This is a genomic window from Micromonospora rhizosphaerae (assembly GCF_900091465.1).
GTDB classification, from domain to species: domain Bacteria; phylum Actinomycetota; class Actinomycetes; order Mycobacteriales; family Micromonosporaceae; genus Micromonospora; species Micromonospora rhizosphaerae.
In genome coordinates this window covers 4,161,715-4,177,372 of sequence record NZ_FMHV01000002.1, presented here as the reverse complement: position 1 = coordinate 4,177,372, position 15,658 = coordinate 4,161,715, and the positions used below count along the sequence as shown (strand labels likewise).

The window sequence follows — 15,658 nt, the reverse complement described above, 5'->3', positions numbered from 1 at the left end:
TCCTACAGGGTCGAGCGGCGGGCGTACTGGCGGCGAATCTTGTCGACCAGCCAGGTCACGTCGGGGCGGGGGCTGGCGGGCCGCTCGGGGTCGACCTTCGTCGGCGTCGTCTCGGGCACCTCGGCCGTGCTCTCCTCCGCGACGACGGGCAGGTCCTCTGGGTCCTGTGTCGGATCGACCAGGTCCGGCGGGACCAGCAACTCGGTCTCACCGTTGTAGGTGAGGGCGGCGACCTCCTGGCGCAGGTCGAGGGCCGTCTTGCCGCTGCTCGCGGAGGCGACCGCCAGCAAGCGGGCCCGGACGTCGTCGAGCCCGGGCCGGGCGGTCGGGTCATGGGCCAGCATGGCGCCGAGCAACTGCACCAGCTCGTCCGGAACGCCGGAGAGGTCGGGCAGGTCGGTCGGTTCGGTGATCCGCAGCAGGAGGTTCCAGGAGTTTGTCGGCGGGTAGAGACCGTGACCGGTGAGCGCGAAGACCAGCGTGGCCGCCAGGCCGTAGATGTCGACCGCCGGCGTCAGTTCCCGCTCGCCCCGGACCTGCTCCGGCGACATATAGGCGGGCGTACCGACGAGCGCACCGGCTTCAGTCAGGTAATGATCGCGATCGATCAGCACCGCCAAGCCGAAGTCGATCAGCTTCGGCCCGTCCGGGCCGAGGATGATGTTCTGCGGTTTAAGGTCCCGGTGCAGGAGGCCGACCTGGTGCACCTTGGCCAGACCGTCGGCGAGCATCGCCCCGACCATCGCGGCCATCGAGAGCGAGAGGGGGCCCCTGGCGTCGACGTGCTGGCGCAGCGTCGCGCCCGGCACGTACTCGACGGCCAGCCAGGCGGGGTCGCCGGTGGTGTCTGCATCCTCCAGACGCGCGACCCGGGATCCGAACACCAGCTTCAGGCTCTCCACCTCGGCGGCGAACCGTTCCCGCATCGTCGGCGCCTCGAGCAGCTCCCGCTTGATCACCTTGAGCGCGACCCGGTCGGCGGTAGGCGAGACCGCGAAGTACACCGTTCCCATGCCGCCCGAGCCGAGCGGCCGGACCACCTCGTACCCGCCCACCTTCTGCAGCGCCATCAGACCCCCCACGCGATGACACCCACATGCGCCGATGCGACCGCCGCCGGCCCCACGCCTCGCGGACGCATGACCGTACAACGTCGCATGATCATGGGGCTAGCGGTCGTTCGGTGATTCCTACTGGTCGGCGAATTCATACTTCGCTAGGCTCCCGTGTATGAGTCGGCGTGTGACGATCTCCGTCCCAGACGACGTGGCCGAGCAGCTGGACGCTCTCCCTGCCCGCCAGGTTTCCGCGTACGTCACCGAGGCGCTGCGCCGCCGTCGGATATCCGACGACATGAGGGCCGCGCTGCGGGCTGCGGGTCACGGCGAGCTCCCGTACGACCCGATCGGCGCGGCCCAGAAGCTGGCCGCGCGGCAGGTTACGCCCGAAGCCCGGGAGGCTGCCATCGCACGGGTCGCGGAGCTGCTGGGACGCCCGGCCGACGAGGTGCGGGCGGAGCTGGACCGGCGCGCGGCGGCGTGAGCCGGCCGTACTGGGTGCTCGACACGGGCGCCTTGATGGCGTACGCCCACGGAGTGGAGGCGGTCGGCGAGGTCCTGGTCGCGGTGGCCGACGCGGAACGCACGGTGGCCCTGCCGTCGATCTGCCTGATCGAGGCGTACTGCCTGCTCGACCCGAGCGAGCACGAACTGCTGCGGATGCTGCGCCGCAACCCCGCCGTTCACACGGTGACGCCCGCCCTCGATCTCGACCGCGACGACGAGGCGCCCACCATCGGCAGCATGGCCCGGCACACCGGACGGCTGGGGGCCGGACATGCCGCCTGGGTGGCGCTGGTCAACCAGTCGGCCGTCGTCACGTCGCGTCCCGACCAGTTCACCAAGGTGCTCGGCGAGGGCTGGGAGATCCTTGAGGTCTGACCTCACCGCGGCTCCCCCTCGGGCCGGATCGATCCCCGCGCCAGGCCGTCGGCGGTGAGCTGCACAAGTTCCGCGCCAAGGGTCGCCGCCTGTCGGATTGCCGACTCGAAGGCGTCCAGCCGCCGGAACGCCTCCCGGTGCGCCCGCTGCTCGTCGAGCGGCAGCCGCCGTACCTGCGCCCGCCGGATGTCGAAGCGCAGCGTGCCCGCCAGGCTCGACGCCTGCCTCTCATTGGCCGAGGTGCGCAGTTGTCCGGCAAGGAACCACGGATCGAGCGCCGCCGGATTCGGCCGCAGCAGGTAGAGGTTCCGCCCGAGCAGCGCCCCCTCTGACGTGATGACCCGGGCGGTTAGCGTCCTGGCGATCATCGGCACCACCACGTCCCCGACGGCGAGCCGGATCTCCTGGCCGAGCCGCTCGTCGACCTGCCCCGACGCCTCGGTGCCGTTGAGCACGTCCGGCACGGTGAGCACCGGCGGCCCGCCGGCCTTTCCCGCTGACGGCTTCTCGCCGGCGCCGCCAACGACCCGGACCGGCCCGATCAGTTGCAGCGCTCCGGTGCGCGCCAGCTCGGCGATCGACACGGTGAGTGGCGCAGTTTTCCCGTCGGGCTCGGGCGTGACCTGCGGCATCAGCGCCGGCAGGTCGCCAACGATGGCGGCGAGCCGCTCTCTGGTGCGTACCAGATGCTCTCCGGTCGCCTCGACCCCGACGGCGGGTTGCCGGCGCGCGGGGGTGAGGTCGACCTCCTCGTCGAGCAGCTCGATCACCGGAACCGCGCGGGCGAAGCCGGCCTCCTCGAGGTCGGCGTCCGGCGCGCCGGCGAAGGCCCGCCAGGTGGCCACCACCCGCGCGTACAGCTCGGCGAGGTCGCCGTCGGTGGCGTCGACCAGCAGCGCCCGCGCCGGCGCGGGCGCGTCGGCCGCAGGCCTCCGCAGCACCCACAGGTGCAGCGGTACGCCGTGCGGCGCGGCCACCCCGGGCGGAAGCGCGATGACGGCGCGCAGCGCGCCGCGGCGCAGCAACTCGGCCCGGATCCGCCGGCCGGCCCGGCGGCCGGCGGCCGTGGGCGGCATCAGCAGCACGGCGTGCCCGCCGGGACGCAGGTGGGCCAGCGCGTGCTGCACCCAGGCCAGCTCCGGTTCGGTACGCGGCGGCACCCCGTACTCCCAGCGCGGGTCGTAGCCAAGCTCCTCGAGACCCCAGTTGGTGACGCCGAACGGTGGGTGGCAGACCACGGCGTCGACGGTCCGTCCGGGGAACGCGTCGGCGCGGAGTGAGTCGCCGGGGCGGACCTCTCCGGGTACCTCGCGCAGGGCGAGCCACAGCCCGGCGAGCTTGGCCAGGTCCTCGTCGAGCTCCTGCCCGTATGCCGCAGTGCAGCCGGCGCGGACGGCGGCCCGGAGGGTGGCGCCGGTGCCGGCGGCCGGGTCGAGAACCGAGCCGCCACCGACGCCGGCGATCCCGACCATCAGATCGGCCAGGTCGTCCGGAGTCGCGAAGTGGCGACCCGGGCCGGGTGCGGAGAAGCGCTGCCAGAGCTCGTCGAAGGCGCCCTGCAGGCCGAGCTCGTCGGCGAGAGCGTCGATCTCGGGGAGCAGGCCAACGAGCTGCTTGTCGAGCTGCTTGCGGGCTGGTCGCTCGCCGCGTTGCCGGGCCAGCAGGTACGCCCCGACGGTGGCGAGCGCCGTCGCGGGGCTCTCCTTTGCCGCGGTCAGGTGCTGCCAGAGGTGGTCGGCTCGGGACAGCTCGGGGAGCTTGCCCTGGTCGCGTAGCCACTGCTCGACCTCGACCAGGTCGAACTCGGGGCTGGCCGCCGTGCCGCCCACCGGGGCGGGGAAGTCGGCGTACCGCTTGCGCCAGTTGCTCACCGCGGCGCGGCCCACTCCCGCGAGCCGGGCGATCTCCGCTGCCGTGACACTCGGGTTTTCCTGCACTTCCGCAGTGTGTCATACCTGTCAAGCAGCATGCCTGTTGACAGCGTTCACAGCGTCTGCTCTCATTGACGCCGCAACGTTCACATCAGGAGGACAACGATGCGCAAGGCCACCACTCTCGCTCTGCTCGCCACCGGTCTCGTCGCGCTGGGCTGCGGCGCCGGCAGCACCGACGGGGCCACCAGCAAGGCCGACGCCGGCGGCGCCAACGGCGAGGACAAGCCGAAGACCGCGAAGATCGGCCAGCCGGCCCGGGACGGGAAGTTCGAATTCACCGTCAAGTCGTCGAAGTGCGGCGTCGCCAAGATCGGCACCGAGATGCTCGGGGCGAAGGCGCAGGGCCAGTTCTGCCTGGTCACGATCAACGTCAAGAACATCGGCAAGGAAGCCCAGATGTTCGACGGCAGCAGCCAGAAGGCCTACGCCGCCAACGGCACCGAGTACTCGGCCGACGGCGGAGCCGCCATGTACGCCAACAAGAACGCCGAGACGTTCCTCAACGACATCAACCCCGGCAACCAGGTCACCGGCGTGGTCGTCTTCGACATCCCCAAGAACGTCAAGCTCGCCAAGCTCGAGCTCCACGACTCGCCGTTCTCCGGCGGCGTGACGGTCTCCCTCACCTGACCCACCGCTCGACCCGGGGCGGGCGCCACCGCCCGCCCCACCCTTCCCCCACACCCCTGTTCACAGAGGAGACCGCCATGACGGACCCGACCACCCCGATGACGCTCGATCAACCCGCCGACCAGGCCGGCATACCGCCGGAGCCGACGCCGACGCCGGCCGAAGCCCCGCCCCCGCCGACCGCTGATGAGTCGGAGAGCGGCGCTCCCGACGACCCGGCGGCTGCCGCCAAGCGCTTCAACGCTCGCGCCCTGGCGGCGGGTGGCATCGCCCTCGTCATCGCCTTCGGTGGTGGTGCCGTCATCGGCGGTCTCGGCGACGACGATGCCGCCAAGCCGGTGTCGGTCTCCGTTACGTCGGCCGCCCCGAGTCCCACCAGCGCCGCCTCGACCACCGCCGCGCCCAGCACCCCGCCCCCGACCGCCGCGGCGCCGTCGCCGACGAAGACGACTCCGCCGCCGAAGCCGCCGTCGTACAAGACGCTGAGCGCCCGGCAGTGGAAGCTCATCGCCAAGAACCCGGACGCGTACCTCGGTAAGACCTACGTCGTGTACGGCAGGGTCACCCAGTTCGACGCGGCGACCGGCAGCGACACGTTCCGGGCCGATGTCGCCCACCGGCGGATGGCCGACGAGTGGGACTACGACACCAACACCATGCTCTACGGCGTGGAGTCGGACCTGGCGAACCTCGTCGAGGACGACATCTTCCGCGCCAACGTCACGGTGCTCGGCTCGTTCAGCTACGACACCCAGATCGGCGGCGAAACGACCGTGCCGTTGCTCAAGGTCGACTTGATCAAGGTGCTCTGACTCTTTCCCCTGCTCGCGAGACGTCAGGAGGCGTCGTGCGTCCCGATGAGTTCCTCCGCGCCCTGGACCTGCTCCCCGCTCCCCTGCACGACCGCGCCCTCGCCCTCCGCACCTACGTCAGGCCGCGGCGGTGCGAGACCTGCCAGGCCGTCGGCGACGCGGTCCGGGTGGCGCTGACCGCCGCCCAGTACGACCAGTTCGGCTCGGCGGGGCGGCTGCTCGACACCGCCGAGCAGCTCGCCACCCGGCACGACCTCGCCTGCCGGCCGGAGCACCAGCCGGGCCGCGGCCAGGTCCGCCGCTGGGCGGAGACGTCCGCGCCGCTGATCGCCGCGACCGACGCCAGCTGGAAGGGGCGCGCCGGCGGCATCGGGTACGTCGCCAGCGACGGCCGCTACGGCCTGCGCAGCCGCCGTCCCGGACGGACCGACCCGACCGGGTTCTCCCGGGTCCTGGTCAGCGAGCTGCGGGCGGTCGAGTTCCTCTGCACCGCGTACGACACCCCGCCGGTCGGCATGACGGTGCTGGTGGACAGCCTGCCGGCGCTGAAGTACCTGCACCGCTGGCAGGGCGGCGAGTCCGGGGCGATGCCCGCCGGCTACGACCTGCGCCCTCGGCACGCGGGCATGCAGCCCACCCTGGTCCGGCTCGCCGAGCTGGTCGCCGGGCGTCCGGACCTGACCTTCGCGCACGTCAAGGCGCACGCCCACCACGCCCTGAACGAGGCCGCCGACAGCCTGGCGCACATGGCGCGCCGCCGGGTCGAGGAGCCGTTCGATGTACGACCCCGGGCGCACGACCTGGCCGAAGCGTTCCTGCGCGACTGGCACGCCGCGCTGGCCGTCTGACCGCCGATCCATCCACGACATCAGATTCACATCGCCGCACCACCACCGCCAGCGGGCCGGTAAGAGCCGCGACCGCCGGCACCCCACGCCCTCCCCCACCCGCAACAGCGGAGGTCGCCTGATGAACCGCACCGAACCCCTGGTCGAGCTGATCTTCGACCGGCTCGCCGCCGACCGCGTACCCGATGACACCGCCGACGTGGTCCTCGCCGCGCTCAGCGGCGAGGCCGACCTGGACGCGGCGCTCGCCGGCGAGCGGACCGCGCTGGCGCCGCAGCGCCTGGCGACGGACGAGCCGCGAGAGCGGATCTGGCTCTCGTCGGTCACCGTCGCCGGCTTCCGCGGCGTCGGCCCGGAGCGGACCCTGGCCATCGAGCCCGGCCCCGGGCTGACCGTGGTGGTCGGCCGCAACGGCTCCGGCAAGTCCAGCTTCGCCGAGGCGGTGGAGCTGGCTCTCACCGGAGACAGTGCCCGCTGGGTCGACCATCGCAGCGTCTGGCGTACCGGGTGGCGCAACCTGCACGCCGGCGACCCGTGCCGGATCGCCGTCGAGCTGGGGGTCGACGGCGTCGCCACGCCGACCCGGGTGGTCCGCTCCTGGCCGTCCGGGGCGGAGCTCGGCGAAGCCGAGGTGACCGTCACCAGCGAGCGCGGCAGCCACAAGGATCTCGCCGAGCTGGGGCTGGCCCGGCCGCTGGAGCTGTACCGGCCGTTCCTCACCGCCGCCGAGCTGGGCCGGCTCACCGCCGGCACGCAGAGCCAGCTCTTCGACGCGATCTCCGCGATCCTCGGCCTGGAGGCGATCACCGACGCCGACCGCCGGCTGATGGCCGCCGCGCGCCCCATCGACGCCGCGATCAAGGAGGTACGCGGCCAGCGCGCCGCCCTCGCCGCCACGCTGGCCGGGGTGCCGGACGACCGGGCGCGCCGGGCGGCGGCGTTGCTCGCCGCGACCCGCCCCGACCTGGCGGCGCTGACCGCGATCCTCGACGAGCCGGAGGAGCCGACCGCGGACGAGGCCGTGCTGCTCTGCCGGCGACTGGTGGCGATGCAGCTGCCCGACGCCGACGAGGTAGCCCGGCTCGCGGGGCAGCTGCGCGAGGCCGCCGCCGAGGCGCGCCGCCGCGACGGCGGGCGTTCGCGGGCGTCGCTGCTCAGCGCCGAGCTGCTCCGGCTCGCCATCGAGCACCACGACGACCGGGGTGACGGGCCGTGCCCGGTTTGCGCGACCGGCAGCCTCGACAGCGACTGGCGGACCAGCGCCGCCGCGTCCCTGGCGGAACTGCGCGACCGTACGCTCGCGGCCCAGGCCGCCGCCGCGCGGCTGACCACGCTGCTGCAGCGGGCGCACTACCTGATCGACGACCTGGCCGTGCCCGACGGCCGAGCCGTCGGGGTGCCGGTCGACGGCCTGCACGCCGCCGCGGCGGCGCTCCGGCTGGCGCCAGGCGGACCGGAGGAGCTGGCAGATCACCTGACCGCGCGGTACCCGGCGGTGATCGCGGCGGCGCAGGCCGCGCAGGCGTACGCGAAGGGTCTGCTCCGCCAGCGCGACACCGGCTGGCAGGCGGCGGCCGGCGAGCTGCGGGCCTGGGTCGCGACGGCCGGGAAGCTGCCGGAGCGGGAACGCGCCCTCGCCCGGTTGAAGGCCGCGCGAGCCTGGCTGACGGCGACTGGGGCGGAGCTGCGCAACCAGCGGGTGGCGCCGTTCGCGGAGCACTCGCGGCGGATCTGGGCGCAGCTGCGCCAGGAGAGCAACGTCGAGCTGGGCGCGATGACCCTGGTCGGTAACAACACGCGCCGGCGGGTGGAGATCCCGGTCAGCGTCGACGGCACCGACAACGGCACCGCGCTCGGCGTGATGAGCCAGGGCGAGATGCACGCCCTCGGGCTGGCGACGTTCCTGCCGCGCGGCTGCGCGCCGGAGAGCCCGTTCCGGTTCATCGTGGTCGACGACCCGGTGCAGAGCATGGACCCGGCCAAGGTGGACGGGCTGGCCCGGGTGCTCGCCGAGCTGGCCGAGCAGCGGCAGGTGGTGGTCTTCACCCACGACACCCGGCTGCCCGACGCGCTCGGCCGGCTCGACCTCGGTCAGTGCCGCATCGTAGAGGTGACCCGCGCCGAGCGGTCGGTGGTGACCCTGCGGCCGGGCTCCGACCCGGTGACCCGCCACCTGGACGACGCGCATGCGCTGTCGCGCAACGAGGAGATCGCCGCCGAGGTACGCGGTCCGGTGGTGGCGGAGCTGTGCCGCTCGGCGCTGGAGGCGGCCTGCCACCGGATCGTGTGGCGGCGGGTGGCCCGCGGCGTGCCGCACGACGAGATCGAGGCGGCGATTGTGGACGCTTCCCGGCGGTTGACCACGGTCTTCGCGTTGGCGCTGTTCGACGACGCCGGCCGGGGCGGTGACGTGCTCGGCTATCTGAGTCGCAAGCACGGGTCGCGGGCGGTGGGCGCGTACAAGGCGTGCAAGGAGGGCGTGCACGGGGCGTACCTGGCGGACCTGCCCGGCCTGGTCGCGGACGCCCGCCACCTCGCGGAGCTCGTGGCCGGGATGCTGGTTCGCACCGCTGTCGTGCCCGCGCCTCGGAGTGGCGCGGAGGTCCGGTCGTGACCGCGCCGACGCCGCAGCGCTGCCTGGCGGCGGCCGACCAGCTGCTGCGCGGCGCCGGCGCGTTCGGCGCATCGGCGGTGACCGCCGGCTGGTGGCCGCGGGCGTGCGCCTGCCTGATCCGGCTCGCGCTCGAGGGCGGCATCGACGCGTACTGGCGGCGGGTCAAGCCGACCGTGGCCGCGTGCCGGCAGGGCCGGGCAAAGCAGCTGATGCTGCGCGGGCGGCTCGGGCCGGGCGTGGGCGTCGCCCGCCGCATCGCCTTCACCTGGGCGACCCTGTCGGCCGCCGCCCACCACCACTGCTACGAGCTGGCGCCGACGGCCGCGGAGCTGCGTCGCCTGCACACCGAGGTGAGCGTCCTGCTCACCCAACTCGACGGAAGAACGGAACCCGAACGATGACGTACCCGCAGCCTGGCCCCGATGCCACCCGCCCGCAGCCGCCGGTCTCCGGCATCCCGGGGCCGTACCCGCCGGCCGCCGGTGTCGAGGGGCCGTACCCGCCGGTGTCCGGCGTTCCGAGGCCCTACCCGCCGATGTCCGGCGTTCCTGGCCCCTACCCGCCGGTCTCGGCGATGCCCTACCGGGCCGGCGGCTACCCGGAGGGCGGGCAGCGGGTCGCCGGGCAGCCGCCGCTGACGTCGGGCATGGCGACGGCGTCGCTGGTGCTCGGGATTCTCGGCGTGCTCGGCGGCTGGTGCCTGTTCGGGCTGCCCTGCATCCTGGCCGTCGTTCTCGGCCACCTCGCCCTGCGGGAGACCCGGGACGGCACGCGGTCGGGGCACGGCATGGCGGTCGCCGGTCTCGTCCTGGGCTACGTCTTCGTCGCCCCGATGATCGCCTTCACGTTCATGGTCTTCTTCGGCAGCGTCCTGGGCGCGGCCACGCCGACGCCGACTCCCTGACGCCTGCCCTCGACTCCCTGACCCCTGGCCAAAGCCGGACGGGCAACAGGTACGGCAGCGGCCGCCACCGCGGCAGCGCAACAGGCGCCCAAAGGTGCCGGAAAGAAAGGTATGCATGTCCCAGGAGAATCGCGATCGCGCGGCGTCCGACCGGGACGTTGAGCTGTCCCGCGAGGACGAGGGCTGCGTCATCACGGCGCGGTGGCGCACCGGCGTCGCGTCGACCGCCATCACCGGGCCGGACGAGGTCGTCATCCGCGTCGCCGACAAAGCGGCGCCCGAGGTCCGCGAGCGCGGCGTCACGTCGGCGGTCCTGCATCGGATGGGACGGCAGGTCGACGACATGGTGGCCGAGTTCCACGTGCTGCCGAGCGTCGGGGCGTACCAGGTGATGGTGCGGCGCTACATCGAGGGACGGCTTACCGAGCTCGCCCAGGTTCGGGGCGCGACGGCGGCTGGCTTCGAGTCCGACCTGCTCACCGTGTTCGATGACATCGCCCGGCGCGGGAACCCAGACCCGCTCGGGGCGCTCGCCACGGCAACCGGTCGGCAGCGGGAAGCCCTCGAGCAACTGCTCAGCGTGGCCCGCGAGCGAGACGATCATGACGGGCATCAAGTGTGAACGCCACGCCCACCGGTACGGATATTGCCGGGTGACATCGTCGAAGCAGTGCCGGGCCTAGGGAGTGTCCTGCCGATCATGTAGGGGTTGATGATCCGCTATGCCTTGGTGGTCGGGACGATAGTCCCGTCCGCTCGGCGGGCTTCCATCACCCAGGCATTGATCGTCATCAGGCTCACGAGGTTGTACGTCTGTGTCAACATGACGGCGTGTTGGTGTTCACGCGGTCACCGACGGGCGAATGGATCCCGTGGCGGGTAGGCCGGCAGCGCCTCGCATGGCGGCCAGTCCCGCGCGCGCCGTGGCGGGCGCCCTGGTACCACTACGAGCCGTTCGGCCCACGAGACCGTGAGCTCTTCGACATGCTGAACGTGGTGAGCGCGCTGCTCGCGACGCTGGTGGTGTGGCCGTGGCGCGCCGTAACGAACAGATGGCCAGTGATCGCCTATGTGCCCGACGACCCTGAGGGCAACATTCAAATGCACCGCACTCCACCGATGCGTCGCGCCCAGGCAAAGGCGGTCGCGCGTGATTGGGCCGAACACATCAAGCGGTACGGCGAGCCGCCCGCGCAGTAGCTCGAAGGCCATCGACTAGGGCGCGCCCTGTCGATCTTGTAATGGTTGATCGTTGACGATGTGCCGCCGGTGCGTCGTGGTGACTTGACCGATGAGGCGTGGGCGGTGATCGCTCCGCTGTTACCCGAGCCGGGTGTTGCTCGTGGGCGGCGGCGGGATCACCAGCAGGTCATCAACGCGATTCTGTGGAAGCTGCGGACGGTACGTGGGATCGGATCCTGGCCGCGGCGCAGGTGCATGACGATGGCACACCGGTGCAGTGGACGGTCAGCGTTGACTCGTCGATCGTGCGGGCGCATCAGCATGCTGCTGGCGCCCGCAAAAGGGGCTCCCCGACAAGTCCGGCGACGCCTGGTGCGCAAGATGGTGAGGCCATCGGCCGATCCAGAGGTGGGCTGAGCACGAAGATCCACCTCGCCGTCGACGCCGACCGTTGTCGATCCTGCTCACGCCAGGCCAGGCCGGTGACAACCCTCAACTGCTGGCACTGCTGGACCAGATTCGCGTCAACCAACCCGGACCGGGCCGGCCCCGCAAGCGTCCCGACATGCTGATCGCCGATAAGGGCTACGCCCACGACTCCACCCGGCGGGCCTTGCGACAACGCGGCATCCGCCACGTCATCCCCGAACGCTCGGACCAGGTCGCCCGCCGGGCCGCCAAGGGCAGCGCCGGCGGCAGGCCACCAGCCTTCGACAAGGTGACCTACCGCAAGCGCAACGTCGTGGAACGGTGCTTCAACCGGCTCAAGCAGTGGCGTGACCTGGCCACCCGATACGCCAAACGGGCATCGCTCTACCGGGCCAGCCTCGTCCTGATCGCCGCGATCATCTGGCTTCCATGATCGGGGCTGGATCCCTAGTTGCCGAACCGCTCGGTGAAGTTGTGGATGAATGTCTCGGTCATGCCTCCCGCGAAGACCCGGCGAACCGCGCCGAACTTCGCCAGCATGGCGCGAGCCTCGGGCATGTCGCCCAACAGCGCCAGACAGACAGCCAGAGATCCGTACTCGACTTGCGACTTCGGCCGTTCGAGCAGGGCTTCGATCACCTTCGGCAACGTTTGATTGCCGACCAGGAACGGCTCACCATAGGCCGTCAGGTCGGCGACCACCTGGGCAACAGCGTCGTCCACCTGTTCCGGCAACACGACCCACCAGCGAGACAGCGAGACCTTGGACGTCTCCGCGTCGTTGACCAGATCCCTCATGCTTGCACCCACCTGACACACGGTGCCCGTGCGACCAAAGAGTTGCCTCTGCACCTCGGCGGCGGCGACATGTTCGACGCCGACGCTGGGGCTGAGCAAGACACCGTCGCGCCCGGCGAGGTTGACGCTGAGGTGGAAGACGACCCCGTGGACGGGCTCGCGTACGAAGGCAACCTCATCGTCAGGCACGAAACGATGCCGCCGCCATCCACCGGGCGCCAACTGCTCGGTCAATCGATCGGCCACCCGCAACGGGATCTGGGCGACTTGTTCCCGTCCTGACGTCACCGAGGAATCGTGACACGCGAGGTAAAGGCTCTTGCAGCGGCACAGGCAGCGCGATGCCCGGCCCGGATGCGCCCCGAGCGCGCAGCTGGGGTGTGCATTCACGTGATCGACAGGACACGTCCTAGTCGGAGGTCTTCCGCCGGAGCCGCAGCTCGCCCCACGTGTTCGTCGTCGCCGAGGCCGCCGCGAAGGAGGTCGACCAGACCGTCGCCGGCGCCCTGACTTCCGCTTCTGCCGGGCTGCGCCATTCGGCCTGGCGTCCAGAGCAGACTGCTATCGCGGGTTGTGGCGGGGACACTCTACTCCCTGCGGGGATCATGACCCCAGCGCACATCGAGAAGAAACTCTATGGCGTCGGGCGCTTACGATGGTGTCAGAACGTCTGCTGCGGCTCGAGCGGAGCAGTCCATGGGCACATGGATGAAACAACACCCCATGTCAACCTTCGCCGCAGCCGCGGCAATGGTCCTCCTTGCGGCGTTGGCTGGCCTGCTCGTCGTACGACCTCCGGCCCCCTCCGCCATCGGATCAGCCGAAACGGGGCCCCCCGCCAGCAACTCCCCCTCGGTCACCCGTCCCCCTTCCGCGCAACCCGGAGTAACGCCCAGCAGCGGCCGACGGCCGGTCACCTCGGCCCGCCCGAGTCCAAGCCGACTTGGCCCGGGGAGCAGCACCGGCGGAAAACCAGGTACCGGCGCACCGTCAACGCGGGCAACTCCCACGCCTGTCAGCTGGGTGCCCTTTGGACCGGCCGATGTCGGTTCGCCGGGACAGCCGCTCACTGCTTACGCGCGGTTGCAAGAAAGAAACTGTGACGGAGTGATCAGGGACGTGCGCATTGACCAGAACTTCAGCTCGGCAACGCAGGAGGAGAAGGAGTTGTACCTGGCGGCCGGACACGCCTGCTTGGCGGTCCGCAGCAACTCGATGTCCGACTGGGCGGATGCCTCGGCGCACCTCGCCTCGGCGCCACCGCCGGACACCGAGCATTGCATGAACGCCGCCGTCCGACGCTTGGTAACCGCCCTGCTCGCGGCCCACGGTGAACATCCCACGGAGCAGGTCAGGGTGATCGACCCCCCTGCCCGGACTACCGCCTGCCCCTACCGGTTCGACGGGTTCGCCCCACGTAGCGGGCCGACGGCCGGCGGGACCAAGGTCCGTCTGTTTGGCGACGGCTTCTGGCTTGAACATCAGCTCTACGTGGGTGACGAGCCCGTGACACTGTCTTACGAGGATGGTGGGTATTACTTCGTGACACCCCCGACCGACACTTCGGGAGCGGTGACGCTGACGTTCAACCCCGGAGCGCACCAGCTTTCCCCTCCGTATCCTTTCACCTACCTCGGATGAACCCGTGCGCCCCGTACCCAGGACCAGCCGGGGAATTTCGTTATCGCGATCCCCCAGGATGCCCATCGGTGCCCGTGACCGGATCACCGACCAAGACTCGCCAGTTTCCGGGCTGTCGTTGCGAACGATCGCCGAGGCTGTTCCGCCGGTCTCGATGGCCACCGCCTTGTTGTTCTATTTTGGCTGGGCGCGTAGTGACGTCCAGGCGCGTGCGCTCGGAATCAACGAGTCCGTCCTACGCATGTCTGTCACCGACTACCTGCTGCGGAGCATCTCGTCGCTGTATCTGCCGCTGGTGACCTGCATCTCGGTCGCATTGATCTGCATCGCCGTGCAGTACCGATTCCGCCGGCTGTTGGCCACTCCCGCGTTCCCTCGCGTCTGTCGCCGTGTCGCGGTTGCCCTGGGGGGTACCGCCCCGGCTTTGCCGGTACTGGCGCTCTGGTTGGAAAGAATCCATCCGCCACTGCGTTCTTTGCTCGTCCCGCTCGCATGCGCCATCGCGGTCTTGATGGCCGCGTACCTCGGCTGGATTCTCCGAACGATCGCCGCCCTGCGGATCCGCCAGCTGCCGGAGCGGGCAGCCCATGATGCCGCGTACCGCCCCACCACCAAGCTCCTTATCGGGCTGCTCGTCGGGCTGCTGATCTTCTGGGAGCTGTCGGGATATGCCGCTGTGGTGGGGCGCGGACTTGCCCGGCAGATCACCGACAATCTTCGCGCGCTCCCTGCGGTCATCGTCTACAGCCAGACGGATCTTCTGATCTCCGCACCTGGTGTGACTGTCGACGCGTACCAGGGAGAGCATCTCGCCTATCGATACGCCTACGGTGGCCTGCGATTCCTCCAGTACAGCGGAGAAACCTATTATCTCCTTCCGGAGAACTGGACACAGGACCACAAGGTCGTCATCGTCATTCGGGACAGCCCTGAGCTACGGATCGAGTTCCACGGCACCGGGTGATCGGGAGCCGCCGCCTGATCGATGCGCCGGGCCGACATTGAAGTGCTGCTGGCCCAGCCTCATGCGGCGACGGCGTCAGCCATTCCTGTGGTGTCTTCGGTAGCGCGATGTGGGCGCCATGTACGTTCAGCCGCGTACTTCCGATGTCGTTGCGTGACTGACGACGGCACCAGTGCCGGCGGGCGATGCTCGGGGCGTACGGCAAGCAGGAGCGAGCCCGATGCCAAGGAGATTGTGATGTTGGCGGAAGTGATGAGCTACGGGGCGTACGCCCACCCGGGCCCGGGGTGGGCGGATGGACACGGCCCTTGGGACGGTGGGCCGGGCTGGTGGCTGATCTTCCCTGTCCTGTTCTGGCTGGTCGTGCTGTCGTCCATCGGTTACCTGATCTACCGCCGGTCGCCGGTGCGGTCAGCGCGGAGCGCGGCAGAGCGCATCCTGGCCGAACTCTACGCTCGCGGTGAGATCAGCGAGGAGGAGTTGAGGCAGCGCCGAGCCGTCCTGCGGGGCAAGTCCTGATGACCGCCGCGGCGTGGCCGGCCATGGGGCGGGTCAGCGGCCCGCCATGGACGGGATCTTCACGCCGTGGTTGGCGCACGCCGTGGACAGGGCGTCGTACGCCCTCATCAGCCTGGCGCCAAGGTCCCTCGTGGTATTCACCACGTTGCTGCCGGTGGCGTTGGTGCCCAGCTGCCAGAACGTGTCCAGGAACGCGGTGCCGGCGTCGCGGATGTCGGCATACCGCGAGTCCGCGAACTGTTTGCGCATGCGCCGGTACGCGGCGGTGTTCGTATCGACACCACCCGAACCCGAGGTTGACACGGTGCCCGCACCCGTCGGTTGGCCGTTCGTATCGCGGATCTGCGCGCACATGGCCACCCCCGGGTCCTCCGAGGTCGCCCCCGGCGCGACCCCCGACGTGTCCGCTGCCCTCGAAGAACCGAGGGCACCCGAAGGACTCG

At 70.8% G+C, this 15,658-nt stretch carries 17 protein-coding genes and 1 pseudogene; 14 read left to right on the top strand and 4 right to left on the bottom strand.

The window, feature by feature from the left end; all coding sequences use genetic code 11:
- Positions 1-2: 2 nt before the first annotated feature.
- Positions 3-1,082, bottom strand: a complete 1,080-nt coding sequence (locus GA0070624_RS19565) for a serine/threonine-protein kinase (protein ID WP_245718885.1) — start codon at positions 1,080-1,082, stop codon at positions 3-5.
- A 148-nt stretch (positions 1,083-1,230) separates the two neighbouring features.
- On the opposite strand from GA0070624_RS19565, the gene GA0070624_RS19560 reads away from it, so the two are divergent.
- Together GA0070624_RS19560 and GA0070624_RS19555 are read left to right on the top strand one after the other, a co-directional pair.
- Positions 1,231-1,542: a hypothetical protein gene (locus GA0070624_RS19560; RefSeq protein ID WP_141715094.1), complete on the top strand. Its 312-nt coding sequence runs from the start codon at positions 1,231-1,233 to the stop codon at positions 1,540-1,542.
- On the top strand, positions 1,539-1,940 hold the full coding sequence (locus tag GA0070624_RS19555) for a hypothetical protein (RefSeq protein ID WP_091343134.1): 402 nt from the start codon (positions 1,539-1,541) through the stop codon (positions 1,938-1,940). Before GA0070624_RS19560 ends, GA0070624_RS19555 begins: the two co-directional genes overlap by 4 nt.
- Positions 1,941-1,942: 2 nt before the next feature.
- Here GA0070624_RS19555 and GA0070624_RS19550 read toward each other — a convergent pair whose 3' ends face one another.
- Entirely contained in the window at positions 1,943-3,877 is a 1,935-nt protein-coding gene (locus tag GA0070624_RS19550) for an N-6 DNA methylase (protein WP_091343132.1), read from the bottom strand.
- Between the two features lie 99 nt (positions 3,878-3,976).
- Between GA0070624_RS19550 and GA0070624_RS19545 the strand changes: the two genes are divergently transcribed.
- From GA0070624_RS19545 to GA0070624_RS19505, 9 genes and pseudogenes are all read left to right on the top strand, one after another.
- Positions 3,977-4,504, top strand: a complete 528-nt coding sequence (locus GA0070624_RS19545) for a DUF4352 domain-containing protein (protein ID WP_091343129.1) — start codon at positions 3,977-3,979, stop codon at positions 4,502-4,504.
- Between the two features lie 77 nt (positions 4,505-4,581).
- Positions 4,582-5,316 carry a hypothetical protein gene (locus GA0070624_RS19540; RefSeq protein WP_091343127.1) on the top strand — a complete coding sequence of 245 codons (735 nt, stop codon included), beginning with the start codon at positions 4,582-4,584 and terminating at the stop codon, positions 5,314-5,316.
- A 35-nt stretch (positions 5,317-5,351) separates the two neighbouring features.
- On the top strand, positions 5,352-6,164 hold the full coding sequence (locus tag GA0070624_RS19535) for an RNase H family protein (RefSeq protein WP_091343124.1): 813 nt from the start codon (positions 5,352-5,354) through the stop codon (positions 6,162-6,164).
- 121 nt (positions 6,165-6,285) lie between these two features.
- Positions 6,286-8,778 carry an AAA family ATPase gene (locus GA0070624_RS19530; RefSeq protein ID WP_141715093.1) on the top strand — a complete coding sequence of 831 codons (2,493 nt, stop codon included), beginning with the start codon at positions 6,286-6,288 and terminating at the stop codon, positions 8,776-8,778.
- Positions 8,775-9,179 (top strand): hypothetical protein, encoded by a 405-nt coding sequence (locus GA0070624_RS19525; RefSeq protein WP_091343119.1) that lies wholly within the window; start codon positions 8,775-8,777, stop codon positions 9,177-9,179. Before GA0070624_RS19530 ends, GA0070624_RS19525 begins: the two co-directional genes overlap by 4 nt.
- The gene (locus GA0070624_RS19520; RefSeq protein WP_091343116.1) at positions 9,176-9,682 is read left to right on the top strand and encodes a DUF4190 domain-containing protein; all 507 of its coding nucleotides are present in this window, start codon (positions 9,176-9,178) and stop codon (positions 9,680-9,682) included. Before GA0070624_RS19525 ends, GA0070624_RS19520 begins: the two co-directional genes overlap by 4 nt.
- Positions 9,683-9,797: 115 nt before the next feature.
- Positions 9,798-10,304 (top strand): hypothetical protein, encoded by a 507-nt coding sequence (locus GA0070624_RS19515; protein ID WP_091343114.1) that lies wholly within the window; start codon positions 9,798-9,800, stop codon positions 10,302-10,304.
- A 362-nt stretch (positions 10,305-10,666) separates the two neighbouring features.
- Positions 10,667-10,882, top strand: a complete 216-nt coding sequence (locus GA0070624_RS34135) for a hypothetical protein (protein ID WP_141715092.1) — start codon at positions 10,667-10,669, stop codon at positions 10,880-10,882.
- Positions 10,883-10,951: 69 nt separating this feature from the next.
- Positions 10,952-11,726 (top strand): annotated as a pseudogene (locus GA0070624_RS19505) (IS5 family transposase).
- A 14-nt stretch (positions 11,727-11,740) separates the two neighbouring features.
- On the opposite strand, the gene GA0070624_RS34130 reads toward GA0070624_RS19505, so the two are convergent.
- The gene (locus GA0070624_RS34130; RefSeq protein ID WP_141715091.1) at positions 11,741-12,379 is read right to left on the bottom strand and encodes a hypothetical protein; all 639 of its coding nucleotides are present in this window, start codon (positions 12,377-12,379) and stop codon (positions 11,741-11,743) included.
- A gap of 819 nt (positions 12,380-13,198) precedes the next feature.
- On the opposite strand from GA0070624_RS34130, the gene GA0070624_RS34870 reads away from it, so the two are divergent.
- From GA0070624_RS34870 to GA0070624_RS19480, 3 genes are all read left to right on the top strand, one after another.
- The gene (locus GA0070624_RS34870) at positions 13,199-13,732 is read left to right on the top strand and encodes an IPT/TIG domain-containing protein (protein WP_091343106.1); all 534 of its coding nucleotides are present in this window, start codon (positions 13,199-13,201) and stop codon (positions 13,730-13,732) included.
- Positions 13,733-13,790: 58 nt separating this feature from the next.
- Entirely contained in the window at positions 13,791-14,696 is a 906-nt protein-coding gene (locus GA0070624_RS19485) for a hypothetical protein (protein WP_091343104.1), read from the top strand.
- Positions 14,697-14,933: 237 nt separating this feature from the next.
- The gene (locus GA0070624_RS19480; protein ID WP_218105213.1) at positions 14,934-15,215 is read left to right on the top strand and encodes an SHOCT domain-containing protein; all 282 of its coding nucleotides are present in this window, start codon (positions 14,934-14,936) and stop codon (positions 15,213-15,215) included.
- Positions 15,216-15,248: 33 nt separating this feature from the next.
- Here GA0070624_RS19480 and GA0070624_RS34120 read toward each other — a convergent pair whose 3' ends face one another.
- Positions 15,249-15,575: a hypothetical protein gene (locus tag GA0070624_RS34120; RefSeq protein WP_141715089.1), complete on the bottom strand. Its 327-nt coding sequence runs from the start codon at positions 15,573-15,575 to the stop codon at positions 15,249-15,251.
- Positions 15,576-15,658 lie beyond the last annotated feature (83 nt).

Excerpts from the sequence above, each read along its gene's own strand:
- GA0070624_RS34135 (WP_141715092.1), top strand. The coding sequence starts at position 10,667 with ATGCTGAACGTGGTGAGCGCGCTGCTCGCGACGCTGGTGGTGTGGCCG.
- GA0070624_RS19485 (WP_091343104.1), top strand. The coding sequence starts at position 13,791 with ATGCCCATCGGTGCCCGTGACCGGATCACCGACCAAGACTCGCCAGTT.
- GA0070624_RS19480 (WP_218105213.1), top strand. The coding sequence starts at position 14,934 with ATGTTGGCGGAAGTGATGAGCTACGGGGCGTACGCCCACCCGGGCCCG.
- GA0070624_RS19545 (WP_091343129.1), top strand. The coding sequence starts at position 3,977 with ATGCGCAAGGCCACCACTCTCGCTCTGCTCGCCACCGGTCTCGTCGCG.
- GA0070624_RS19560 (WP_141715094.1), top strand. The coding sequence starts at position 1,231 with ATGAGTCGGCGTGTGACGATCTCCGTCCCAGACGACGTGGCCGAGCAG.
- GA0070624_RS19515 (WP_091343114.1), top strand. The coding sequence starts at position 9,798 with ATGTCCCAGGAGAATCGCGATCGCGCGGCGTCCGACCGGGACGTTGAG.
- GA0070624_RS19540 (WP_091343127.1), top strand. The coding sequence starts at position 4,582 with ATGACGGACCCGACCACCCCGATGACGCTCGATCAACCCGCCGACCAG.
- GA0070624_RS19530 (WP_141715093.1), top strand. The coding sequence starts at position 6,286 with ATGAACCGCACCGAACCCCTGGTCGAGCTGATCTTCGACCGGCTCGCC.
- GA0070624_RS19520 (WP_091343116.1), top strand. The coding sequence starts at position 9,176 with ATGACGTACCCGCAGCCTGGCCCCGATGCCACCCGCCCGCAGCCGCCG.